This is a genomic window from Pseudomonas sp. SORGH_AS_0199, from assembly GCF_031453735.1.
GTDB classification, from domain to species: Bacteria; Pseudomonadota; Gammaproteobacteria; order Pseudomonadales; family Pseudomonadaceae; genus Chryseomonas; species Chryseomonas aestiva.
In genome coordinates, this window is the sequence record NZ_JAVJAE010000001.1 from 566,685 (window position 1) to 588,677 (window position 21,993).

General features: G+C 65.8%; 22 protein-coding genes. 11 read left to right on the top strand and 11 right to left on the bottom strand.

Annotated features, from left to right (window positions below):
• Positions 1-36: 36 nt before the first annotated feature.
• From QE444_RS02710 to QE444_RS02730, 4 genes are all read right to left on the bottom strand, one after another.
• Positions 37-882: a metal ABC transporter permease gene (locus QE444_RS02710; RefSeq protein WP_280310155.1), complete on the bottom strand. Its 846-nt coding sequence runs from the start codon at positions 880-882 to the stop codon at positions 37-39.
• Entirely contained in the window at positions 882-2,498 is a 1,617-nt protein-coding gene (locus QE444_RS23470) for an iron chelate uptake ABC transporter family permease subunit (protein WP_405046400.1), read from the bottom strand. The genes QE444_RS02710 and QE444_RS23470 overlap by 1 nt, the downstream gene beginning before the upstream one ends.
• Positions 2,495-3,388, bottom strand: a complete 894-nt coding sequence (locus QE444_RS02725; protein ID WP_309737304.1) for a metal ABC transporter substrate-binding protein — start codon at positions 3,386-3,388, stop codon at positions 2,495-2,497. Before QE444_RS02725 ends, QE444_RS23470 begins: the two co-directional genes overlap by 4 nt.
• Before the next feature lie 197 nt (positions 3,389-3,585).
• On the bottom strand, positions 3,586-3,717 hold the full coding sequence (locus tag QE444_RS02730) for a hypothetical protein (RefSeq protein WP_256664437.1): 132 nt from the start codon (positions 3,715-3,717) through the stop codon (positions 3,586-3,588).
• 135 nt (positions 3,718-3,852) lie between these two features.
• On the opposite strand from QE444_RS02730, the gene QE444_RS02735 reads away from it, so the two are divergent.
• Together QE444_RS02735 and QE444_RS02740 are read left to right on the top strand one after the other, a co-directional pair.
• Positions 3,853-4,410, top strand: coding sequence for a hypothetical protein (locus QE444_RS02735; protein ID WP_280310149.1), 558 nt, complete (start codon positions 3,853-3,855; stop codon positions 4,408-4,410).
• A gap of 12 nt (positions 4,411-4,422) precedes the next feature.
• The gene (locus tag QE444_RS02740; RefSeq protein WP_309737306.1) at positions 4,423-5,289 is read left to right on the top strand and encodes an SDR family oxidoreductase; all 867 of its coding nucleotides are present in this window, start codon (positions 4,423-4,425) and stop codon (positions 5,287-5,289) included.
• A 57-nt stretch (positions 5,290-5,346) separates the two neighbouring features.
• Here QE444_RS02740 and oadA read toward each other — a convergent pair whose 3' ends face one another.
• Positions 5,347-7,152: a sodium-extruding oxaloacetate decarboxylase subunit alpha gene (gene oadA, locus QE444_RS02745; RefSeq protein ID WP_273860990.1), complete on the bottom strand. Its 1,806-nt coding sequence runs from the start codon at positions 7,150-7,152 to the stop codon at positions 5,347-5,349.
• Positions 7,153-7,165: 13 nt separating this feature from the next.
• The gene (locus tag QE444_RS02750) at positions 7,166-8,581 is read right to left on the bottom strand and encodes an acetyl-CoA carboxylase biotin carboxylase subunit (protein WP_158890719.1); all 1,416 of its coding nucleotides are present in this window, start codon (positions 8,579-8,581) and stop codon (positions 7,166-7,168) included.
• Between the two features lie 138 nt (positions 8,582-8,719).
• Here QE444_RS02750 and QE444_RS02755 point away from each other — a divergent pair, with 138 nt between their 5' ends.
• Positions 8,720-9,694: a LysR family transcriptional regulator gene (locus QE444_RS02755; protein ID WP_285386037.1), complete on the top strand. Its 975-nt coding sequence runs from the start codon at positions 8,720-8,722 to the stop codon at positions 9,692-9,694.
• Here QE444_RS02755 and QE444_RS02760 read toward each other — a convergent pair.
• On the bottom strand, positions 9,624-9,845 hold the full coding sequence (locus QE444_RS02760) for a PA3496 family putative envelope integrity protein (protein WP_081594569.1): 222 nt from the start codon (positions 9,843-9,845) through the stop codon (positions 9,624-9,626). The genes QE444_RS02755 and QE444_RS02760 overlap by 71 nt on opposite strands.
• A 74-nt stretch (positions 9,846-9,919) precedes the next feature.
• A complete protein-coding gene (gene hexR, locus QE444_RS02765; RefSeq protein WP_017639169.1) occupies positions 9,920-10,789 on the bottom strand; it encodes a transcriptional regulator HexR in 870 nt (289 codons plus the stop codon).
• A 340-nt stretch (positions 10,790-11,129) separates the two neighbouring features.
• Between hexR and QE444_RS02770 the strand changes: the two genes are divergently transcribed.
• From QE444_RS02770 to QE444_RS02780, 3 genes are all read left to right on the top strand, one after another.
• Positions 11,130-11,648 (top strand): Hcp family type VI secretion system effector, encoded by a 519-nt coding sequence (locus QE444_RS02770; RefSeq protein WP_309737307.1) that lies wholly within the window; start codon positions 11,130-11,132, stop codon positions 11,646-11,648.
• Positions 11,649-11,781: 133 nt separating this feature from the next.
• Entirely contained in the window at positions 11,782-13,950 is a 2,169-nt protein-coding gene (gene uvrD, locus QE444_RS02775; RefSeq protein WP_187980742.1) for a DNA helicase II, read from the top strand.
• A gap of 2 nt (positions 13,951-13,952) precedes the next feature.
• Positions 13,953-14,381: an EamA family transporter gene (locus tag QE444_RS02780; RefSeq protein WP_309737308.1), complete on the top strand. Its 429-nt coding sequence runs from the start codon at positions 13,953-13,955 to the stop codon at positions 14,379-14,381.
• A gap of 180 nt (positions 14,382-14,561) precedes the next feature.
• Here QE444_RS02780 and QE444_RS02785 read toward each other — a convergent pair whose 3' ends face one another.
• Positions 14,562-16,322 carry a cation:proton antiporter gene (locus QE444_RS02785; protein WP_309737309.1) on the bottom strand — a complete coding sequence of 587 codons (1,761 nt, stop codon included), beginning with the start codon at positions 16,320-16,322 and terminating at the stop codon, positions 14,562-14,564.
• Positions 16,323-16,593: 271 nt separating this feature from the next.
• Here QE444_RS02785 and QE444_RS02790 point away from each other — a divergent pair, with 271 nt between their 5' ends.
• The 4 genes from QE444_RS02790 to QE444_RS02805 all read left to right on the top strand — a co-directional run bounded on the left by QE444_RS02790 (position 16,594) and on the right by QE444_RS02805 (position 19,402).
• Positions 16,594-17,451: a TIM44-like domain-containing protein gene (locus QE444_RS02790; protein ID WP_309737310.1), complete on the top strand. Its 858-nt coding sequence runs from the start codon at positions 16,594-16,596 to the stop codon at positions 17,449-17,451.
• A gap of 180 nt (positions 17,452-17,631) precedes the next feature.
• Positions 17,632-18,033: an SMI1/KNR4 family protein gene (locus QE444_RS02795; RefSeq protein ID WP_133860206.1), complete on the top strand. Its 402-nt coding sequence runs from the start codon at positions 17,632-17,634 to the stop codon at positions 18,031-18,033.
• A gap of 68 nt (positions 18,034-18,101) precedes the next feature.
• Positions 18,102-18,860: an SDR family NAD(P)-dependent oxidoreductase gene (locus QE444_RS02800; protein WP_027598710.1), complete on the top strand. Its 759-nt coding sequence runs from the start codon at positions 18,102-18,104 to the stop codon at positions 18,858-18,860.
• Positions 18,861-18,919: 59 nt separating this feature from the next.
• Positions 18,920-19,402, top strand: coding sequence for an acyl-CoA thioesterase (locus QE444_RS02805; protein WP_133860207.1), 483 nt, complete (start codon positions 18,920-18,922; stop codon positions 19,400-19,402).
• Between the two features lie 127 nt (positions 19,403-19,529).
• Here QE444_RS02805 and QE444_RS02810 read toward each other — a convergent pair whose 3' ends face one another.
• Both QE444_RS02810 and QE444_RS02815 read right to left on the bottom strand, forming a co-directional pair.
• A complete protein-coding gene (locus tag QE444_RS02810; RefSeq protein WP_280310132.1) occupies positions 19,530-20,492 on the bottom strand; it encodes an energy transducer TonB in 963 nt (320 codons plus the stop codon).
• Between the two features lie 131 nt (positions 20,493-20,623).
• On the bottom strand, positions 20,624-21,580 hold the full coding sequence (locus QE444_RS02815; RefSeq protein ID WP_309737311.1) for a CobW-like GTP-binding protein: 957 nt from the start codon (positions 21,578-21,580) through the stop codon (positions 20,624-20,626).
• Positions 21,581-21,631: 51 nt separating this feature from the next.
• Between QE444_RS02815 and QE444_RS02820 the strand changes: the two genes are divergently transcribed.
• Positions 21,632-21,982, top strand: a complete 351-nt coding sequence (locus QE444_RS02820) for an NADH:ubiquinone oxidoreductase (protein ID WP_158890705.1) — start codon at positions 21,632-21,634, stop codon at positions 21,980-21,982.
• Positions 21,983-21,993 lie beyond the last annotated feature (11 nt).

Here is a 21,993-nt window from a genome sequence, read left to right on the forward strand (position 1 = left end):
CCGGAAACGCCTGGCAGGGCCGGTCAGCCGATTACATCAGGCCACCTGAACGCCCTTGTCGCCCGAACGACGTCGATCCCGCCACAGGCGCCATGCCAGGGCCAACAGGAAACCGGCCGTCAGCAACACCACCAGGGTGGGCGCCGGCGCGCTGTCCCAGACCAGGCTCAGCAGCACCCCGCCCAGGGCCGCCGTCACGGCCAGCGCCGTGGCCACCAGCAGCATCCAGCCAAAGGAGCGGGTCAGCAGGAAGGCGGTGGCGCCGGGGGCGATCAACAGCGCCACCACTGGCACCATGCCCACCGCCTGCAGGGCGCCGACCACGGTCAGGGCGATCAGGCCGAGCAGGCCGTAGTGCAGCAGCCCTACCCGCAGGCCCAGGGCCCGTGCCTGGGCCGCATCGAAGGCCAGCACCAGCAGGTCGCGCCAGCGACAGGCCAGCGCCAGCACCACCAGGCCGGCGATCACCGCCATCTGCCAGAAGGCCTCCGGGGTCACCCCCAGCAGGTCGCCGAGCAGGATGTGGTCCAGGTGCAGCTCGGTGGGCAGCCTGGCGTGCAGCACCAGGCCCAGGCCGAACATGCCGGAAAAGACCACGCCCATCAGACTGTCCTGCTTTACCCGGCTGTGCCGCTTGAGATAGCCGGTGGCCAGGGCGCAGCCCAGTCCCGCGACAAAGGCGCCCGCCACCAGCGGCGCGCCCAGCGCCGACGCCAGCACCAGGCCGGGAAACACCGCGTGGGCAATGGCATCGCCCAGCAGCGCCCAGCCCTTGAGCACCAGAAAGCAGGACAGCAGTGCCGCGGGCACCGCCACCAGCACGGCCATCAGCAGTGCCTGGCGCATGAAGTCGACTTCCAGGGTCAGCCACAGCCAGTCCATCAGCCCGCCTCCGCCGTCTGCCGCGCCCGCCGGCGGTTGGCCAGCAGGCCGTGACGCGGCGCCAGGACGAAGGCCAGCAGGAAGATCAGGGTCTGCAAGACCACCACGCAGCCACCGGTGGCGCCGTCGAGGAAGTAGCTTAAATAGGTGCCCAGCAGCCCGCTGCCGACGCCGATGGCGACGCTGATCAGCACCACCCGGGAGAAGCGGTCGCTGAGCAGATAGGCCGTCGCCCCCGGCGTCACCACCAGGGCGATGACCAGGAAGGCGCCCACTGTCTGCATCGCCGCCACGGTGCTCAGTGCCAGCAGGGTGAAGAACAGCAGTCGGTATGCCGTGGGATTGAGGCCGCAGGCACGCGCCTGGCCCTCGTCGAAGAACACCAGCAGCAGATCGCGCCACTTGAGCAGCAAAACCAGCAGGGAGAGGGTGGCGATGATCAGCAGCTGGCGACTGGCCTCGGGGGTGATGGCCAGGATGTTGCCGAAGACGATGGTCTGGATGTCCACCGCGACCGGCGCCAGCGAGACCAGGAACAACCCGCCGCCAAAGAAGGCGCTGAAGATCAGCCCGATGATGACGTCTTCCTTGAGCCGGGTGTATTGCCGCAGACCGAGCATGGCCCCGGCCGCCGCGCCACCGGCGAGAAAGGCGCCGAGGGCCAGCGGCAGGCCGAGCAGATAGGCGCCGGCCACGCCGGGCACCACGGCATGGGACAGGGCATCGCCGATCAGCGACCAGCCCTTGAGCATCAGGAAGGCGGAAAGGAAGGCACACAGCCCGCCCACCAGCGCCGCCGCGCCCAGGGCGTTTCTCATGTAGCCGTAGGCCAGGGGTTCCAGCAGCCCTTCCATCAGGCACGCTCCCGGCGCCGCGGCGCCGCCTGGCCCGCCTCGAACAGGCGCAGCGCGCCGCCAAAGGTGCGTTCCAGATTTTCCCGGGGTAAAGACCTCGGCCGTCGGTCCCTGGGCCAGCACGGTGCGATCAAGCAATACGGTGCGGTCGCAGAAGCGCTCGATGCTGGCCAGATCATGGGTCGACACCAGCATCGAGCGACCCTCGCCGCGCAGGGCCTGGAGCAATTCGATGATGGCGCGCTCGGAGGTGGCGTCCACCCCGGTGAAGGGTTCGTCCAGCAGGATCACCCGGCTGTCCTGGGCCAGGGCGCGCGCGAGGAAGACCCGCTTCTTCTGGCCGCCGGAGAGTTCGCCGATCTGCCGCTTGCGCAACTCGGTCAGCCCCACCCGGGCCAGGGCGGCGTCCACCGCCTGATGATCGGCGGCGCGGGCCAGGCGCAGGAAATTCATGCGGCCATAGCGACCCATGAGCACCACGTCTTCCACCCGCACCGGAAAGTCCCAGTCCACGTCTTCGCTCTGGGGGACGTAGGCGACGAGGTTGCGCTTGAGCGCCTGGGCCACCGGCAGGTCATCGACCCGTACCTGGCCAGTGCGCAGGGGCACGAAACCCATGATCGCCTTGAACAGCGTCGACTTGCCGCTGCCATTGACGCCCACCAGGGCGGTGATGGAGCCGCCGGGCACCACCAGACTGGCGTCGCGCAGGGCGGTGTGGCCATTGCGATAGGTCACGCCGACCCCGTCGAGGGCGATCATGGCGCCAGCCCCTTGACCAGGGTTTCGGTGGTGACCCGCAGCAGGTCGAGATAGGTGGGCACCGGTCCCTCGGCGGCGCTCAGGGAATCCACATAGAGCACCCCACCGTAGCGGGCGCCGCTCTCCCGTGCCACCTGCTCGGCCGGGGCGGCGGAAACCGTGCTTTCGCTGAACACCGCCGGAATCCGCTCGGCGCGTACCGTCTCGATCACCCGGCGGACCTGCTGCGGCGTGCCCTGGGCATCGGCGTTGATCGGCCAGAGATAGAGCTCCCTGAGCCCCAGGTCGCGCGCCAGGTAGCTGAAGGCGCCCTCACTGGACACCAGCCAGCGTCGCTGTTCGGGAATCGCCTGCAGCTGCTGGCGCAGGGGTTCGAGGGTGGCGGTGATGCGCGTCTTGTAGGCCTCGGCGTTGCGCCGGTAGGTGTCGGCCTGGCCCGGGTCATGCGCCACCAGGGCATCGCGGATGTTGTCGACGTAGATCAGTGCTGCCCGGGGCGACATCCAGGCATGGGGATTGGGCTTGCCGGCATAGGGGCCCTGGGCGATGGCGATGGGCTCGACGCCCCGCGAGACCACCGCGCTGGGCACATCCTTCATGCGGCTGAAGAAGCGCTCGAACCAGAGCTCCAGATTCAGGCCGTTCCACAGCATCAGCTGGGCATCGCGTGTCTTGAGCAGATCGCCCGGGGTGGGCTGGTAGTTGTGGATCTCGGCGCCGGGCTTGGTGATGGATTCCACCCGTGCGGCATCACCCGCCACATTGCGCGCCATGTCGGCGATCACCGTGAAGGTGGTGACTACCTTGAACGGCTCCGCGGCCTGGGCGGCGTTGCCCAGCAGCACTCCCAGCAGACCCGCCAGGGTCCAGCGTCTCGTCTTCTCCAGCATCCAGCCCGCCTCTCGGTGGTTATAGCCTTGGCTAAATTAGATAGCACAACCTATCAGAGGTGCAGGGAGACTTTGTAACCTGGGATGAGAGGGGTCCAAGACAGAGACGAACAGGGGGAAGGTGCCTCGCCCAAGACGCAACGGAGGCACTGATGAAGGGGGCAGAGGCCGCCCGGCCCCTGCCTGATCGGCAGGGATCAGTGCGCGGCGTGGACCGTCATGCCGCGAGAGCGCTCGGGCTGGGTCTCCAGTGGGCGACGTTCGGCGTGCCCGTCGAGCAGCTTGTCCAGCAGACCACGCAGGGCGCGTTTCTTGAGATCTTTCAGCATCGCGAATCCTCCCGGGATCGTTATAGCCTTGGCTATATTAAATAGCAGACCCTATCGAGAGGTGTTAGTGCTTTTTCTCAATCAGATAAATAGAGGCGCCCTAAACAGCAGGCGCTAGCGCGCTCGGACGTGCTGTTGCACCATCTGCAGCACGGCAACATCCAGGCGCGTCCGGACATCGCCCACTTCGAGGGCGACCAGGTGGTGTTTCGCGATGGCAGCCGGGAGAGTCTCGACCTGGTGCTCTATGCCACCGGCTATCGCTGGAGTTGCCGCTACGCTGCCGACTACTTCACCTGGCAGCACGGCCGGCCGCAGCTCTACCTGTCCATCTTCAGTCGCGAGCACCGCAACCTGTTCGGCATCGGCTACCTGGAGACCAATTCCAGCGCCTACAAGCTGTTCGACCAGGAAGCCCACCTGATCGCCTGCCACCTGGCCGACCAGCTGCAACGGCCGCACCAGGCGCGCGAATTCCAGGCGCTGATCCAGCAGGACGATCCAGACCTCTCCGGCGGCATCCGCTTCGTCGACTCGCCGCGCCACGCCGTCTACCTGGAGGTGCACGCCCTGCAGACCTACCTGCGCCAGCTGCGCCGCCGGCTGGGCTGGAGCGACCTGACCCCGGGCTATTTCGATCCCCTGCGCCAGGCGCCCGAGCCGCTTCCGGCCAGCCTGGCCACCCCGTCCTGAGCGAGCCTGCCCATGAGCGACGTCATCCTGATCACCGGTGCCGCTGGCGGCATTGGTCAATGCCTGGCGCGGCAACTCAGCCACCGGCCCGTCCAGTTGGTCCTGGTGGACCGCGACGCCAGGGGCCTGGCCGCCCTGCGCGCCGAACTGGGCGAAGCCACCCTGACCTACGCCGCCGATCTCTGCGACGAAGACCAGCTCGCCGCCCTGATCGACTTTGTCCAGCAGCGCTGCGGTCGCCTCGACGCCCTGGTCAACAACGCCGCCATCGTTCGCGTCGGCCCCCTGACCGAACGCAGTCCGACCAGCATTCGCCAGGAGCTCGACATCAACCTGCTGGCGCCCCTGCTGCTCGCGCGCCTGGCCATCCCCCTGCTCAGGCGCTCGACCAATGCCCGGCTGGTCACCACCGTGTCCCTGGCGGGCATCTTTCCCACCCCGGAGAGCCCCGTCTATTGCGCCAGCAAGTTCGGCCTGCGCGGCGCCATGCTCGCCCTGGCCCAGGATCTCGCGCCCCAGGGCATCCGCGTCTGCTGTGTCCTGCCGTCGGCCACCGACACCCCGATGCTGCGCCACGAAGCCATCGCCGGCGGCAATGCCCTGCAATTCATGGATCCGCCCCAGTCGCCCGAGACGGTGGCGCGGCTGCTGGTCCGGGTGCTGGATCGACCGCGGCTGGAAAGCGCCCCGCGCGCCGGCGAACTCTGGCTGAGCCGGCTGGCGATGCTGGTCCCCGACCTGCTGCCGCGCGTCTTGCCGTTCTTTCAGCGTCGCGGCGAACGCGGTCTGCGCCGCTATCTCAGCGACCTGGAGCAGCGCGGCCTGGCCGAGCGCCACGAGGGCGCCTGGCGCCTGCGCCCGGACGACCGGCCCGACTAGCCCGCCGGCGGAAACAAAAAAAGGGGCCCGAGGGCCCCAAGGGAAATCGAAGTGATCTCAGCCTTCGATTTCGATCAACACCTCGCCCGGATTGACCCGGTCGCCCTTGGCCACCCGTACCGCGGTGACGGTGCCGGCGATGGGGGACTGGATCTCGGTTTCCATCTTCATGGCTTCGGTGACCAGCACGCCCTGCCCGGCCTTGACCTGATCACCCTCCTTGACCAGCACCTCGACGATGTTGCCCGGCATGGTGGTGCTGACGTCGCCCGGACGCTCCGCCTGACGGCGTCGTTGGCCGCCCTCGGCGACGAACTCACCGCTGGCTTCGAACACCACCTCTTCCGGCACCCCGTCGATGGACAGGTAGAAGTGCCGCTTGCCCTCGCTCTTGAGGCCGATACCGGTGATGTCCACCTGATAGGTCTCGCCATGCACGTCGACGCTGAACGCGGTCGGCACGCCCTGGCCACCCACCGCGGCCACGCCATCGGCCGACGGCATGGGCAGCAGGGCTTCCGGCACCAGGGTCCCGGCGGCGCGCTCCTCGAGGAACTTGCGCCCGATGTCGGGGAACATGGCGAAGGTCATCACGTCCTCTTCGCTCTTGGCCAAGTCGCCGATCTCGGCACGCAGTCGCGCCAGCTCGGGGCTGAGCAGATCGGCCGGACGCACCTCGATCACCTCTTCCTGGCCAATGGCCTGCTTGCGCAGCTGCTCGCAGATGGCGCCCGGTGCCTTGCCGTAGCGGCCCTGCAGATAGAGCTTCACCTCGTTGGTGATGGTCTTGTAGCGCTCGCCGGCCAGCACGTTGAAGAAGGCCTGGGTGCCGACGATCTGCGAGGTCGGGGTCACCAGGGGCGGGTAGCCCAGGTCCTTGCGTACCCGCGGGATCTCTTCCAGCACCTCGTTCATGCGATTGAGGGCGCCCTGCTCGCGCAACTGGTTGGCCAGGTTGGAGATCATGCCGCCCGGTACCTGGTTGACCTGTACCCGGGTGTCGACCCCGGTGAATTCACTCTCGAACTGGTGGTACTTCTTGCGCACCGCATGGAAGTACAGGCCGATCTCCTGCAGCAGTTCCAGGTTCAGGCCGGTGTCGTAGGGCGTGTCGCGCAGGGCCGCGACCATGGACTCGGTCCCCGGGTGGCTGGTGCCCCAGGCCAGGCTGGAGATCGCCGTGTCGATGCGATCGGCGCCGTTTTCCACCGCCTTGAGCTGGCACATGGCGGCCACCCCGGCGGTGTCGTGGGAGTGCACCACCACGTCCAGGCTCAGGGCCGCCTTGAGCGCCTTGACCAGTTCGCCGGTGGCATAGGGCGTCAGCAGACCGGCCATGTCCTTGATGGCGATGGAGTCCACGCCCAGGTCGGCCATGCGCCGCGCCTGCTCGACGAAGGCCGCCACCGTGTGCACCGGGCTGGTGGTGTAGCAGAGGGTGCCCTGGGCATGCTTGCCGCTGGCCTTGACCGCGCGGATGGCGGTTTCCAGGTTACGCACATCGTTCATGGCATCGAAGATGCGGAAGACGTCGGTGCCATTGGCCGCGGCGCGCTCGACGAAGGCCTCGACCACGTCATCGCTGTAGTGCCGGTAGCCGAGCAGGTTCTGGCCGCGCAGCAGCATCTGGAGCCGGGTGTTGGGCAGGGCCTGGCGCAACTGGCGCAGGCGCTCCCAGGGATCTTCCTTGAGGAAGCGCACGCAGGCGTCGAAGGTGGCGCCGCCCCAGACTTCCAGCGACCAGTAGCCGACCTGGTCGAGCTTGGCGCAGATCGGCAGCATGTCTTCGGTGCGCATGCGGGTCGCCAGCAGCGATTGGTGGGCGTCGCGCAGGATGGTGTCGGTGATCTGGATGCTTTTCATTGTTCTGTCGTCCTTACAGACCGGCGTGGGCGGCGATGGCGGCGGCGATGGCGATGGCCAGGTGCGTCGGGTTGCGCTTGATCGAGTACTGGGTCAGCTCCGGATGGCTTTCCACGAAGCTGGTGTTAAAGCGCCCGCTGCGAAATTCCGGATCGCGCAGGATGGCCTGGTAATAGGGTGCGGTGGTCTTCACCCCCTGCACGCGCATGTCGTCCAGCGCGCGCAGGCCGCGATCCATGGCCTCTTCCCAGGTCAGCGCCCAGACGATCAGCTTGAGGCACATGGAGTCGTAGTACGGCGGGATCACGTAGCCGGTGTAGATGGCCGTGTCGGTGCGCACCCCCGGTCCCCCCGGCGCGTAGTAGCGGGTGATCTTGCCGAAGCTCGGCAGGAAGTTGTTCTTCGGGTCCTCGGCATTGATGCGGAACTGCAGGGCGAAACCGCGGTGCAGGACGTCTTCCTGGGCGAAGGACAGCGGCAGCCCCGAGGCGATGCGGATCTGCTCGCGAACGATGTCGATGCCGGTGATTTCCTCGGTGATGGTGTGCTCCACCTGCACCCGGGTGTTCATCTCCATGAAATACACCTCGCCCTCGGCGAGCAGGAATTCCACGGTACCGGCGTTCTCGTAACCCACCGCCTTGGCCGCGCGTACCGCCAGGTCGCCGATATAGGCGCGCTGCTCGGGGGTCAGCTGAGGGCTGGGCGCGATCTCGATCAGCTTCTGGTTGCGCCGCTGGATGGAGCAGTCACGCTCGAACAGGTGCACGGTATTGCCGTGGCTATCGGCGAGGATCTGCGCCTCGATGTGCTTGGGATTGACGATGCACTTCTCGAGAAACACCTCGGCCGAGCCAAAGGCCTTGGTCGCCTCGGAGATCACCCGCGGATAGGCCTGCTCCAGTTCCTCGCGGGAGTTGCAGCGGCGGATACCGCGACCGCCGCCGCCGGAGGTAGCCTTGAGCATCACCGGGTAACCGATACGATCGCCTTCGCGCAGGGCCTCGGCGATGTCCGCCACGTTGCCCTCGGTGCCAGGGGTGCAGGGCACGCCGGCGGCGATCATGCTGCGCCGCGCCTCGGTCTTGTCGCCCATGCGGCGGATGACCTCGGCGGACGGTCCGATGAAGCGAATGCCGCGCTGGGCGCAGATTTCCGCCAATTCGGCATTCTCGGAAAGGAAGCCGTAACCGGGATGCAAGGCATCGCAGCCGGTTTCCACAGCAAGGTTCACCAGCTTGCGCGGATTGAGATAACCCTCCAGCGGATCGCTGCCGATCCCATGGGCTTCGTCGGCACGTTTCACGTGGAGCGCTTGGCGATCGGCGTCGGAGTAGACCGCCACCGAGCGAATGCCCATCTCGGCACAGGCACGCACGATGCGCACGGCGATCTCGCCCCGATTGGCGATAAGTATCTTCTTGATCACACCTGGCTCCTTGTCTGCTGCAGCGTGCAGCCGCTTGTTATTGCCGGTGACCTGAAGCTACGCCAGGGCTTCTCTTATGGAAAATAAATAATTGTTGGATACTCCATAAGTCATTCCTTATGGATCTCGCCGATGCCTATGCGCAAGCCATTGATGCGACTCACCTTTCGCCAGTTGCAGGTGTTCGAGGCCGTCTGCGAGGCTCGCTCCTACAGCCGGGCGGCCGACATCATGGCGCTGACCCAGCCGGCGGTGAGCCTGCAGGTGCGTCAGCTCGAAGAGGTGGTGGGCGCACCGCTGTTCAACTACCTCAATCGCACCCTCTACCTCACCGAGGCGGGCGAGGCCCTGCGCCAGACCGGTCGCGATCTCTTCGCCCGGCTGGGCAGCCTGGACATGCAGCTGTCGAATCTGCGCGGCGCCCTGCACGGCCAGCTGCGCCTGGGAGTGGAAAGCAGTGCCCAGTACCTGGCGCCGCACCTGTTCAGCCAGTTCCGCAGCAGCCATCCCCAGGTCGACCTGGCGCTGACCGTGGGCAACCATGCCCGGGTGTTGCGTCGATTGACGGAGAATCGCGAAGACGTGGCACTGATGTCCGGGGTGCCGAGCAACGCGGACCTGGATTTCCTGCCACTGCTGGACAATGCCATCGTCGCCGTGGCGCGTCCCGGCCATGCCCTGGCCGAGCGCAGCGGCCTCAGCCTGCGCGACCTGACGGCCTATCCGCTGCTGGTGCGCGAGATCGGCTCCGGCACGCGCCAGGCCTGCGAGGACTACCTCAAGCAGAAGCGCGCGCACTTCGCCGATCAGCTGGAGATCGGCGCCTTCGAAGCGCAACGCGAAGCGGTCCGCGCCGGACTCGGGCTGGCGCTGCTGCCGCGCCAGGCCATTCGCAGCGATCTCGCCGCCGGCAGCCTGGTCGAGCTGGACGTCGCCGAGCTGCCATTGCGCCGTTCCTGGTGCGTGGTCCAGGTACGCGGCAAGCCGCTGTCGCCAGTGGCCCAGGCCTTCGTCGACTATCTGCGCGGCCAGCGCAGCCTGATCAATGCGTTAGGTATTGCCCTGGAGCCTGCTGCCGGCGCTGGGCCTGGCGTTCGTCCAGCAGCTGATTGAGAAACAGCAGTTCATCGAGTTCCACGGCAAGCCGCTGTTCTTCGGCTCGGGCCTCGATGGCACGGCGGAATTTCATCCGCCGTTGATCCTGTAGCTTTCTGCGAGTCTTGCTGTCGAGACGAACGCTGGATTGCTGGATGAGAGCGGTCATGCCAATTCCTCCGGGCTGGGATCGGAATGGGCAGCTTCACCCTAACAGGTGACGGTTTGGCGACAGCGAGACGACTATTGGGTGTCGCTGTGCTTGGTCGACTTCGACGACAGCCGCAAACTGCGCAGGCTGCGCTTCACGCTCTTGAGATGCTCGACCAGCGCCGGACCACGGGACATGGCCACGCCCATGGCCAGTACATCGATCACCACCAGGTGGGCGATGCGCGAGGTCAGGGGCACATAGATGTCGGTGTCTTCGTGCACGTCGATGGCGATGTTGACCGTCGACAGGTCGGCCAGCGGCGTCTGTCCCGGGCAGATGGTGATCAGCGCGGCGCCGTTGTCGCGCACCAGATTGGCGGTGATCAGCAGGTCCTTGGAACGCCCCGACTGGGAGATGCAGATGGCGGCGTCGGACGGCGTCAGGGTCGCCGCCGACATGGCCTGCATGTGCGGATCGGAATAGGCGGTGGCGCTGAGCTGCAGGCGAAAGAACTTGTGCTGGGCGTCGTTGGCCACCGAACCCGAGGCGCCGAAGCCGTAGAACATCACCCGCTGGGCCTTGGCGATCGCCTCGATGGCCGTTTCCAGCGCCCGCATGTCCAGGCGCTCGCGCACGTCCATGAGGGTGTGCAGGGTGGTGTCGAAGATCTTCAGGCTGAAGTCTTCCACCGCATCGTTCTCGTGGATGGCGAACTGGCCGAAACTGGCCCCCGCCGCCAGGCTCTGCGCCAGGCGCAGCTTGAGATCCTGGAAGCCATCGCAACCGATGGCCCGGCAGAAACGCACGATGGTGGGCTCGCTCACGCCGACGTTGTGGGCGAGGTCGGCCATGGAGCTGTGCATGACGGCAGCCGGATCCACCATGACCTGCTCGGCGACCTTGAGCTCCGACTTGCGCAGCAGGTGGCGGGATTGAGCAATGTGTTGCATGAGGTTCACAGGCGTATCTCGTCTAGCGGGCGGATGTAGTGCGTCGCACTTATACTACATAACGATCGCCAAGGCTCTTGGTCATTACGATTCAGCACGGTCTTTTTCGCCCTCCCGCCAGCACTTGGTAGTCGCCCGGACAGGCGACTACCTGAGCCGGAGCAGCTTTTGAACCGCTCTGCGCAAGGCCTTACGCAGATTCCCGAGCAGTGGCGCACAGTAGTCCGGCCCCCGTCTTGTAGTCCTTTTACAAGTCACTGATCAGAAAGGATTTTTCGGTTCTGGCACGGCCCTTGTTAAGACCTGGTACCCGGGCCATGAAGCCCTATCACCAGGCAAGGAGAGCACCATGCCAATCCCCGCGTATCTGTCCCTCGAAGGCACCAAGCAAGGCCTGATCACCGCCGGCACCTTTACCGAAGACTCGGTCGGCAACATCTTCCAGGAAGGCCACGAAGACCAGATCCTGGTCCAGGCCTTCAATCACCAGGTGATCATTCCCCGCGATCCCCAGTCGGGTCAGCCCACCGGCCAGCGCGTGCACAAGCCGCTGATGATCACCAAGGTCTTCGACAAGGCCTCGCCGCTGATCTTCAATGCCCTCACCTCCGGCGAACGCCTCGGCAAGTGCCGCCTGGAGTGGTACCGCACCTCGGCCACCGGCACCCAGGAGCACTACTTCACCATCGAGCTGGAGGACGCCATCATCGTCGATGTCCAGTCGCGCATGCCCAACTGCCAGGACCCGAGCATGGCGCACTTCACCCACCTGGAAGACGTCTACTTCACCTACCGCAAGATCGTCTGGACCCACGAGGTCTCCGGCACCTCCGGTTCCGACGACTGGCGCTCGCCGATCGCCGCCTGACGCGCCGCTCCCAAGCCTTCCCCTGATCCCCGGCCAGCCCTGCTGGCCGGGGGTTCGGCTGCCCCGCGCTACCCGCCTCGCCTCCCATCCGTCTGGTTTGGCGCTCCTTCTACCGCATCGGTAGAATGCGGCGATGAATGACGACATCTCCCTGCTGCTCAATTCCCTCAACGATGCCCAGCGTCAGGCCGTGGCCGCGCCCCTGGGTCGCCAACTGGTCCTGGCCGGTGCCGGCTCGGGCAAGACCCGAGTGCTGGTGCACCGCATCGCCTGGCTGATCCAAGTCGAGCGCGCCTCGCCGCACTCCATCCTCTCGGTGACCTTCACCAACAAGGCCGCCGCCGAGATGCGCCACCGCATCGAGCAATTGCTCGGCATGAGTCCCCAGGGCATGTGGGTCGGCACCTTCCACGGTCTCGCGCACCGTCTGCTGCGGGCCCACTGGCAGGAAGCGGGGCTGTCGCAGAATTTCCAGATCCTCGACAGCGACGACCAGCAGCGCATCGTCAAGCGGGTGATCCGCGAGCTGGGCCTCGACGAGCAGCGCTGGCCGGCGCGCCAGGCGCAGTGGTTCATCAACGGCCAGAAGGACGAAGGCCTGCGGCCGCAGCACATCCAGGCCGCCGGCGATCTCTTCCTCAGCACCATGCGCAGCATCTACGAAGCCTACGAGGCGGCCTGCGCTCGTGCTGGAGTGATCGACTTCTCCGAGCTGCTGCTGCGCGCCCTGGATCTGTGGCGCAACAATCCCAGCCTGCTGGAACACTACCAGCGGCGCTTCCAGCATCTCCTGGTCGACGAATTCCAGGACACCAATGCCGTCCAGTACGCCTGGCTCAAGCACCTCGCCCAGAACGGCGCCAGCCTCATGGTGGTGGGCGACGACGACCAGTCCATCTATGGCTGGCGCGGCGCCAAGATCGAGAACATCCAGCAGTTCAACGAGGACTTCTCGGCCGAGATCATCCGCCTGGAGCAGAACTACCGTTCCACCGATACCATTCTCAAGGCCGCCAACGGCCTGATCGCCCACAACTTCGGCCGTCTCGGCAAGGAGCTGTGGACCGATACCGGCGAAGGCGAGGCCATCACCCTCTATGCCGGCTTCAACGAGCACGACGAAGCCCGCTACATCGTCGAAACCATCGAGAGCGAGTTCAAGAAGGGCAGCCGGCGCAGCGAGATGGCGATCCTCTACCGCTCCAACGCCCAGTCGCGGGTGCTGGAAGAGGCGCTGCTGCGCGAGAAGATCCCCTATCGCATCTATGGCGGTCTGAGATTCTTCGAGCGCGCCGAGATCAAGAACGCCATGGCCTACCTGCGGCTGATCCAGCATCGCCATGACGACGCGGCTCTGGAGCGGGTGATCAACGTGCCGCCGCGGGGCATCGGCGAGAAGACCGTGGAGGCGCTGCGCAGCGCGGCCCGGGCGCAGAACACCTCACTGTGGCAGGCGCTGCACGACCTGGTCGGCGCCCGCGCGGTGTCGGGTCGCGCCGCCTCGGCGCTCAACGTCTTCGTCGAGCTGGTTGATACCCTGGCCCTCAAGGCCGAGGACCTGTCCCTGCACAACCTGGTGCAGCAGATCATCGAGCAGACCGGCCTGGTCACCTTCCACAAGGAAGAAAAGGGCGAGAAAGGCCAGGCACGGGTGGAAAACCTGGAAGAACTGGTCAGCGCCGCGCGTTCCTTCGATTTCAGCGGTGACGAGGAGATGACGCCCCTGGCGGCTTTCCTCGACCACGCGGCCCTGGAATCCGGGGACACCCAGGCCGACAGCCACGAAGACAGCGTTCAGCTGATGACCCTGCACAGCGCCAAGGGCCTGGAATTCCCCCTGGTGTTCCTCGCCGGCATGGAGGAAGGGCTGTTTCCGCACAAGATGAGCCTGGAGGAACCCGGCCGTCTGGAAGAGGAACGTCGCCTGGCCTATGTGGGTATCACCCGCGCCATGCGCCGCCTGGTGATGAGCTATGCGGAGACCCGCCGTCTCTACGGCAGCGAGACCTACAACAAGGTGTCGCGCTTCGTCCGCGAGGTACCGGACGGCCTGATCCAGGAGGTGCGCCTGTCCAATGCGGTCAAGCAGCCCTTCGCCGGCAGTCGTCCCAACCTCTTCGCCCAGGCGCCGGTGCCGGAAACCACCTTCAGCCTCGGTCAGCCGGTGCGTCATGCCCTGTTCGGCGAAGGCGTCATCCTCAACTACGAGGGCTCCGGCGCCCATGCCCGGGTGCAGGTCAACTTCAAGTCCGAAGGCAGCAAGTGGCTGATGGTGAGCTACGCCAAGCTCGAACCCCTCTAGCGATGACCGCCTCCTGGCTGTTCTGGGCGCTCCTGGCGGCGGCCTTCGCCGCCCTCACGGCCATCTTCGGCAAGCTGGGCGTGGAACACGTCAACGCCGATTTCGCCACCCTGCTGCGCACCCTGGTGGTCGTGGTGGTCCTGGCGGCCATCGTCCAGGCCACCGGGCAGGCGCAACCCCTGGCCGGCATCGCCGGGCGCAGCTATCTGTTCCTGCTGCTCTCGGGCGTGGCCACCGGCCTGTCCTGGCTGTGCTACTACCGGGCGCTCAAGCTGGGCCCGGCGTCGCTGGTGGCGCCAGTGGACAAGCTGAGCGTGGTGCTGGTGGCGATCTTTGGCGTGGCGCTGCTGGGTGAGCGCCTGGACCTGCGCCAGTGGTGCGGCATCGCCGCCATCGGCGGGGGCGTGCTGCTGCTCGCCTGGCGACCTTGAAGGGGCGCAGGAAAAGGGCCTGACCGCCGGTGGGAGATTGCCGGACGGCAGAAAGCGGCCAAGCCGATTTCCTGCATTGCGCATTCCCTTGCCATCGCCCCGTTCATTCAAACGGGCGACTTAGAGCGATTCTGCCGCGTCGATCCCCAGCCGGCAATGGCAGGATTGCGCAAAAGCGGCCTAATGCTGTCCGCCCTTGTCCTGTTCCAGGGTCTCGATGAAGGCGATCTGCAGTCGCGAATGGACGCGGATGAACCAGCGCCACAGCACCGCGATCACCACCACCGCGACCAGGCCGATCAGCAGCAACAGCTCGCCGCGCGGCAGGATGCTGCTGCTCAGGGCCGCCAGCAGCACCAGGATGCCGGCCAGCGACAGCAGCGGGATCAACTCGCTGACCAGTCGCCGCACCGGCTGCGTATAGCGCCCGGCCTGGTTCTGCCTGACGCTGAGTTCGGCCATCAGCATGGCCAGGGCCTTGAGCTTGCGATAGGCGGCGATCAGGCAGGGCAGCGACAGCAGCAACGCGCCACCCCAGATGCAGGCCTTCTGCAGATCGGAATCGGCGATCCAGGTGCTGAGCCAGCTCGCCAGGCCGCCGGCGAAATAGGCCCCGCCCAGGAAGATGGCGATGACCAGCGACAGGTTGATGCCGACCTGCAGCAGGATGCGCCTCATCATGCCGGCCAGGACCGCCTTCTCGCCCTGGGGCTGGATGCTGCGCAGCCATTCGCCATAGATGCCCAGCACCCGCTGCAGGGGCTGCGGCAGCCAGCGGCCGATCCACAACGCCAGCGGATCGGCGGCCCTGATCAGATAGGGGGTGAGCAGCGTGGTGACCGCCGACACGGCCACCGCCACCGGATAGAGGAAATGGCTGGTGACGCCCAGGGTGATCCCCAGGGTGGCGATGATGAAGGAGAACTCGCCGATCTGCGCCAGACCCATGCCGACCCGCAGCGAAGTCCGGCCGTCGTTGCCGGCGATCAGGGTCCCCAGGCTGCAGGCGAGGATCTTGCCCAGGACCACGGCGACGCTGATCACGGTGATCGGCCAGGCGTATTCCACCAGCACCTTGGGGTCGAGCAGCAGGCCGATGGCGACGAAGAAGATGGCGCTGAACATGTCGCGCAGCGGCTCCACCAGCTTTTCGATCTGCAGCAGCTGGCGCGACTCGGCCATGATGGCGCCGATCAGGAAGGCACCCAGCACCACGCTGTACTCCAGCTTGGCCACCAGCAGGCAGAAGCCGAAGCAGAGTCCCAGCACCGTGATCAGCAGCATCTCGTTGCTTTCGAAGGTGGCCACGTAGGCCAGCAGCCGCGGCACCAGCAGGATGCCGATGACCAGGGCCACGATCATGAACAGACTCAGCTTGCCCAGGGTCGAGGCCACCGCGCCCGGCTCCACCGAGCCGCTCACCGCCAGCCCCGACAGCAGGGCGATGATGCCGATGCCGAGGATGTCCTCGACGATCAGCACGCCAAAGATCTGCTGGGCGAAGCGCTCGTGCTTCATCTTCAGCTCGTTGAGCGCCTTGACGATGATGGTGGTCGAGGAGATGGCCAGGATGGCGCCGAGGAACAGCGAATCCATGTGCGACCAGCCGAACATCTGCCCCACCTGGTAACCCAGCCAGAGCATCAGGCTGATCTCGAGGAAGGCGGCGATGAAGGCCGTGGCGCCCACCCGGAACAGCTTGCGCAGCGAGAATTCCAGACCGAGGCTGAACATCAGGAAGATGACCCCCACCTCGGCGAGGGTCTTGATGCTTTCTTCGTCGTGGATCAGACCGAATGGCGGGGTGTGGGGTCCGATGATGAAGCCGGCGAGGATATAGCCCAGGACCACGGGCTGCTTGAGGCGATGGAAGAGGATGGTCACCACGCCGGCCACCAGCATGATGACGGCCATGTCCTGGATAAAAGCTAGAGCATGCATCGGCCGGGCCCTCCTCTGACGGGCCGGGCACTCTCCCGACACCTGCGCTGACTGGAGACCAAGACTAGCATCTGCAAACTCTTGTGACGGATTTTGCAAAAATCTGTAATAGATTGATGTGCTTGGAAATTTTCAACGGTCGCAGGCACTTGGCGGCCTGCTTCCAGGGAACGCCGACAGGGCAAAATACCGAAACAATTCACGCTGGCTGTACTTGACCGGGCAGCGCAAGATGTATCCAACACCAGACTCTTCACAGAGAGAACACCACATGCAACGCCTGATGAGCATCTTCATGATCCTGTGCCTGGGCCTCACGCTCAGCCTGGATGCCAATGCCAAACGCATGGGCGCCGGCAAGTCCGCTGGCGCCGCGCCCATCCACCAGACCCGCCAGGCCGCGCCGACCCAGCAGCCGGGCATGGCCGCTCCTGCCGCCGGTGCTGGCGCCGCCGCCGCTGCCCGTCCCAGTGGCGCCTCGCGCTGGCTCGGCCCGCTGGCCGGTATCGCCGCCGGTGGTCTGCTGGCCTCCATGTTCATGGGTGACGGCTTCGAAGGCTTCCAGTTCTTCGACTTCCTGATCCTGGCCCTCATCGCCTTCGTGATCTTCCGCCTGATCGCCCGTCGCAAGCAGCAGGCCGGTCCGCAGCCCGCCGTGGCCGGTCATGCGCCCATGCAGCGCGAGATGCCCAACCAGCCCAGCAATGGCGGTCTGTTCGGGGGTGCCGCTGCCGGTACCGCGCCGGTGATCAACGCACCGAGCTGGTTCAATGCCGAGCGCTTCGTGGCAGCTGGTCGTGATCACTTCATGAGCCTGCAGCAGCACTGGGACGCCAACGAGATGGACAAGATCTCCGAGTTCGTCACCCCGCAGATGCTGCAGTGGCTGCGTGACGAGCGCGCTGCGTTGGGCGAAGGCTTCCAGTCCACCTACATCGAGAACCTGAACGCTACCCTGGACGGTGTCGAGGATCTGCAAGGCAAGACCATCGCCACCATCACCTTCAACGGTGTCTCCAAGGAATCGCGTTTCGACCAGGGCCAGCCGTTCAGCGAAAGCTGGCGCATGGAGCGCATGGCCGGCGAGAACCAGCCCTGGCTGCTGGCCGGTATCCGCCAGAACGCCTGATAACGGCGCTTTACCGAAAAGCCCGGCTCTACGCCGGGCTTTTTCATGGGCGCCGCCTGCCGAACATCTCTCGAAACCGCTATCAAGTCCGCACGGAAGCTGCCGTTATCCCGGACTGAACTGCTAACCTTGCGCGCCTCTTTTCCCTTTATCCGGTGCGCATTTCGAGAGAGGCCTGCTATGGAAGACGTCATCGAACGCCTGCGTGAAGAAAACGAACCCGTTCCCGTACCCCTGGAGCTGCCCGACGAAGACCTGCTGGTCGAGATCGAGGAAGAACTGCTCATCAGTCTGCCGCCGGAATTCCGTGAATTCCTGCTGACCGTCAGCGACGTGGTCTATGGCCGTATCGAGCCGGTGACCGTCACCGATCCGCAGTCCCACACCTATCTGCCGGAAGTGGCCGCCACTGCCTGGGACGAAGGCCTGCCACGGGAGTACATTCCCCTCTGCGCCAGCGACGACGGCTACTACTGCGTCAGTCAGGAAGGCGAGGTACTGTTGTGGGAAGACGGCGACCTGACCGACGAATCCTGGGATTCGGTGTGGATCTGGGCGCGCGACGTCTGGCTGGAAGGCTGACCGGGCCGGTACTGAACGACCCCGCCCGACACGGGTCTGGATAAGGCCATCACTCCGGAGGAAGCGTCATGAGCACTCCCGTCGTCCTGATCACCGGCGCTGCGGGCGGCCTCGGCCGCGCCCTGGCGCAACGCTTCGCCCAGAGTCGCTGGCGCGTTGCCGCCGCCGACCGCGATGCCGAGGGCCTGCATGGGCTGAACGGCATCGTCGGCCTGGATTCCAGCGTGACCGCCGATATCTCCAGCGCCGAGGGCTGCCGCTCCCTGGTCAGCAAGGTCATGGCCCGTACCGGGCGCCTGGATGCCCTGATCAATGCCGCGGGCATCTGGCGCGAAGGCGAGGTGGAGACCTTTACCGAGGACGACTACGACCTGGTGATGGCGGTCAATCTCAAGGCCACCTTCTTCATGTGCTCGGCGGCCATCCCCTTCCTCAAGGAAAATCGCGGCGTCATCATCAATGTCGCCAGCGGCGCCGGGCGTCAGCCCATCGCCGGTGCGGCGGCCTATGGTGCCGCCAAGGCGGCGGTGCGCTTCTTCAGCCAGAATTTGGCGGTGGAGCTGGCGCGCGATGGCGTGCGGGTCAACGCCGTCTCGCCAGGTGACATCGACACCCCCATGCTGGACTTCCAGGCTGCCCACTACGGCAGCGGCGATCCGGCGGGCTATCGTCGCAACCTGCTCAATCGCTATCCGCAGGGCGAAACCGCGCGTTTCATCCAGCCGGAAGAGGTGGCCGAGTTCGTCTATTTCCTCTGTCAGCCCCAGGCGGCAGCCATTTCCGGCGCCGACCTGCCCATCGACTTCGGTCTCTCCGCCGGCCGTTGATGGCTGTGACAGACGGCGCCGCTGCGCCGTCTACAGGATTTCCCCTCGAGGATTCGCCCATGGAAGCCGGCAACCACCAGTTGAGCATGACCATCCTGATGACCCCGGACCTGGCCAACTTTTCCGGCAAGGTCCACGGGGGCGCGCTTCTCAAGTATCTCGACGAAGTGGCCTATGCCTGCGCCAGCCGCTATGCCGGGCGCTACGTGGTCACGCTATCGGTGGACCAGGTGATCTTTCGCGAACCTATCCATGTCGGCGAGTTGGTGACCTTTCTCGCCTCGGTGAACTACACCGGGACCACCTCCATGGAGATCGGCATCAAGGTCATCACCGAGAACATCCAGCAACGCTCGGTACGCCATACCAACAGCTGTTTCTTCACCATGGTCGCCGTGGACGAAGACGGCAAATCCTGCCCGGTTCCCCAACTCGAACCGGCGACGACGGACGAGAAGCGACGCTGTGTGCAGGCGCAGCAGCGCCGGCAGATCCGCCGGGAACTTCAAGAGCGCTATCAGGCGCTCAAGGAAACCTTTTGAGTTTTGCCGGTTAGATCGCCGTCGTTCGACGGCATCGGGCTCGGGCTCGGGCAATGCTCGACCATGGCGCGTCCCGTTATCCAGACCTGGAGCGATCCAGCGAACAGGGACTGCGCGATCTGACGACCTAGCGGCGCTGGATCTTGAAGTTGAAGGTCTTGGTCGCCTTGCGCGGCACGATCTGACCACCGGAGACCCGCGGGGCGAAGCGCCACTCGCCCAGCACCTCGAGCACGGCGCGCTCCAGTTGCTTGTTGGAGGCTTCCAGCACCTGGATGTCGGCCAGTCGACCGTCAGCGGTCACGGTGAACATCACCCGCACCTCGCCACCCACACCGCGACGACGGAGCATTTCCGGGTATTCCGGCGGTGTCATCTTGACCGGCCGGATATCGGCGTCGTCGATGCTGCCGGTAGGCAGACCCGCGGTCTTTGGCGGGCCGGAAGGCGCCGCGGCCGGCGCCGGCTGACTGGGTGCAGCGGTGGCCGCAGGCGCGGGTGCCGGTGACGGCGCGGCCTGGGCGACGGGCTCCGGAGCAGGCTCGACCTTTTTCGGCAGCGGCTTCTGCTGGCTGTGTTCGACCGGCTTGGGCTTCGGCTTGGGTTTGGGCTTTTCCACCACTGGCTTGGGCGGCTCCACCGGCTTCGGTGGTTCCACGGGCTTGGGAGGCTCCGGGGGCGGCGGTTCGGGTTGTGGCGGCGGCGGCGCGGGCGGTGCCGGGGTTTGCGCCGGGGGTTCAGGAACCGGTTTGGGCAACTGGATGAAGCTGACCTGCATGGGTTCGTCACCCTTGGCGATCTTCAACTCCGGCGGCGCCTGGACCACCATGAACAGCGCCGCTGCCATGCTGGCATGCATGATCAGCGACAGCGCCGAGGCGGCGCCCCAGCCACGGCCACGCGGTGGCTGCTCGCCCGGCTCGGCCGCACCGACCGGGGTCAGTACCGGTGTCAGGATCTCTTCGTTACGCTCGGGCATGCGGAACGACAGGATGGTGGCCGAAGGCTCGCTTCGCTCGGCATTGACCCCTGCCACCGGCTCCACGTCGCCGGTCAGGGCGGCCCTGACGGGTCCCTGGACGGATTCCACCTCATCGCCGTCGGAACGTGCAGCGATTACGAGGGGGTCAGGCTTGGCAAGCGACGTCGGAGCCATGGGAGCAATACGCAGAGGAAGTAAATTTAATAATCATTATCATTAACTGAAGAAATTTGGCAACCTCAAATGTCGCGAATGGTCCCGCGCAGCGCCTTTTCGAGAGCCTCTAGATCCGGCCTCTCCTTCAGGATCAGCTCCAGCCGGTTGTCACGCCGCCATGGCGTCGGTTCCCAGCGCCCTTCTCCGGCGAGACCATTGTAGGCCTGCCAGCCGTCCGCCAGTTGCAGGACCGCCTTCAATCTGAGCAGGCCAGGAAGACCACCCAGCAGGGTCAGCAGCGCCGGCCCATCGAAGCTGTGACTGGAATGCCAGCGCCAACCGACGGCCTGGTGTCCCTCCTGGATATGGCTGAAGCGCAGCGGACGCCCCGGCAGCAGCAGTGCCTGCGGGCTGATGACGGCGCCAGGCTCGGGCAGCTCGCCGCCAGTCGATGCCTCGGCATTTGCCACGGGTAGTTCAGTTAAGGGGATCTGTCCGCCCTCGGTCCAGTACAGCGGCCGGTCGCCCAGTTGCGCAGGCAGGAGCGTCCGATCCAGACCGGCGCTCTTGTTGAGCACGACCAGACCGGCCTGCTCCAGCGCCTGTTGCTGGGCCTCCGGCAGGGGCTGGCCTTGCAGCACCTGCCGGGCATCCACTACCCAGATCAGGGGTTGCAGGCTCAGCACCCCGGCCCAGGGCGAGGCCTGGAGTTGCCGATAGAGGCTGGCGGGATGGCCGAGACCGGAGGGCTCGATGAACAGCCGCTGCGGCCGAGCGCGTCGCAACAGCCGTGTGAGGGCCACCTGCAGGGGTACGCCCTGGACGCAGCACAGGCAACCACCCGGGACCTCGGCGATACTCAGGCCCTCGTCGTCCGGGGTCATCAGCGCCGCATCGAGTCCGACCTGGCCGAATTCATTGACCAGGATCGCCCACCGTTCATGGGCGGGACGCTGGGCGAACAGCTGGCGGATCAGGGTGGTCTTGCCGGCCCCCAGAGGACCGGCGATCACATGGGTCTTGATATCGGCGAGGCGCATGGCGGGAGGTCGAATGCTAGAGTGGCGATTTGATCGAGGAGAGGGGCTGGAATGTGGCGATCGCTGATCCCGCTGCTGCTGTTGCCGTCACTGGCACTCGCCGATGCCTGCGTGATCCGCAGTCGTCAGGCCAGTGTGGACGTGCAGATCTGCCAGAGCAACATCGATATCCCCGCCCAGCTGTTTCGTGACGGCTTCTGCCAGCCGCAGCTCAAGGGTCAGCAGACCGAGGTGCGCTTCGTCGACCGCTGCCCGGTGGGCGAGATCGGGATCTGCCAGGGTGCGCGTAGCCCGGGTGTGCCCTATCGGCAGGACATCCACTATTACGGTGAGCCCGGCGACGGCCGCTTCCTGGCCGTCGCCTGCAGTCAGCAGAATCAGGGCAGCTGGCGCGTACCCTGAGGTTCCACGTG

What these genes read in the sequence shown, in the direction of transcription:
- QE444_RS02805 (WP_133860207.1), top strand. Translation starts at nt 18,920, where the DNA reads ATGGAAGCCGGCAACCACCAGTTGAGCATGACCATCCTGATGACCCCG.
- QE444_RS02770 (WP_309737307.1), top strand. Translation starts at nt 11,130, where the DNA reads ATGCCAATCCCCGCGTATCTGTCCCTCGAAGGCACCAAGCAAGGCCTG.
- QE444_RS02785 (WP_309737309.1), bottom strand. Translation starts at nt 16,322, where the DNA reads ATGCATGCTCTAGCTTTTATCCAGGACATGGCCGTCATCATGCTGGTG.
- QE444_RS02815 (WP_309737311.1), bottom strand. Translation starts at nt 21,580, where the DNA reads ATGCGCCTCGCCGATATCAAGACCCATGTGATCGCCGGTCCTCTGGGG.
- QE444_RS02795 (WP_133860206.1), top strand. Translation starts at nt 17,632, where the DNA reads ATGGAAGACGTCATCGAACGCCTGCGTGAAGAAAACGAACCCGTTCCC.
- QE444_RS02730 (WP_256664437.1), bottom strand. Translation starts at nt 3,717, where the DNA reads ATGCTGAAAGATCTCAAGAAACGCGCCCTGCGTGGTCTGCTGGACAAG.
- QE444_RS02725 (WP_309737304.1), bottom strand. Translation starts at nt 3,388, where the DNA reads ATGCTGGAGAAGACGAGACGCTGGACCCTGGCGGGTCTGCTGGGAGTG.
- QE444_RS23470 (WP_405046400.1), bottom strand. Translation starts at nt 2,498, where the DNA reads ATGATCGCCCTCGACGGGGTCGGCGTGACCTATCGCAATGGCCACACC.
- QE444_RS02760 (WP_081594569.1), bottom strand. Translation starts at nt 9,845, where the DNA reads ATGACCGCTCTCATCCAGCAATCCAGCGTTCGTCTCGACAGCAAGACT.
- QE444_RS02755 (WP_285386037.1), top strand. Translation starts at nt 8,720, where the DNA reads ATGCGCAAGCCATTGATGCGACTCACCTTTCGCCAGTTGCAGGTGTTC.
- QE444_RS02790 (WP_309737310.1), top strand. Translation starts at nt 16,594, where the DNA reads ATGCAACGCCTGATGAGCATCTTCATGATCCTGTGCCTGGGCCTCACG.
- uvrD (WP_187980742.1), top strand. Translation starts at nt 11,782, where the DNA reads ATGAATGACGACATCTCCCTGCTGCTCAATTCCCTCAACGATGCCCAG.
- QE444_RS02780 (WP_309737308.1), top strand. Translation starts at nt 13,953, where the DNA reads ATGACCGCCTCCTGGCTGTTCTGGGCGCTCCTGGCGGCGGCCTTCGCC.
- QE444_RS02820 (WP_158890705.1), top strand. Translation starts at nt 21,632, where the DNA reads ATGTGGCGATCGCTGATCCCGCTGCTGCTGTTGCCGTCACTGGCACTC.
- oadA (WP_273860990.1), bottom strand. Translation starts at nt 7,152, where the DNA reads ATGAAAAGCATCCAGATCACCGACACCATCCTGCGCGACGCCCACCAA.
- QE444_RS02800 (WP_027598710.1), top strand. Translation starts at nt 18,102, where the DNA reads ATGAGCACTCCCGTCGTCCTGATCACCGGCGCTGCGGGCGGCCTCGGC.
- QE444_RS02740 (WP_309737306.1), top strand. Translation starts at nt 4,423, where the DNA reads ATGAGCGACGTCATCCTGATCACCGGTGCCGCTGGCGGCATTGGTCAA.
- QE444_RS02710 (WP_280310155.1), bottom strand. Translation starts at nt 882, where the DNA reads ATGGACTGGCTGTGGCTGACCCTGGAAGTCGACTTCATGCGCCAGGCA.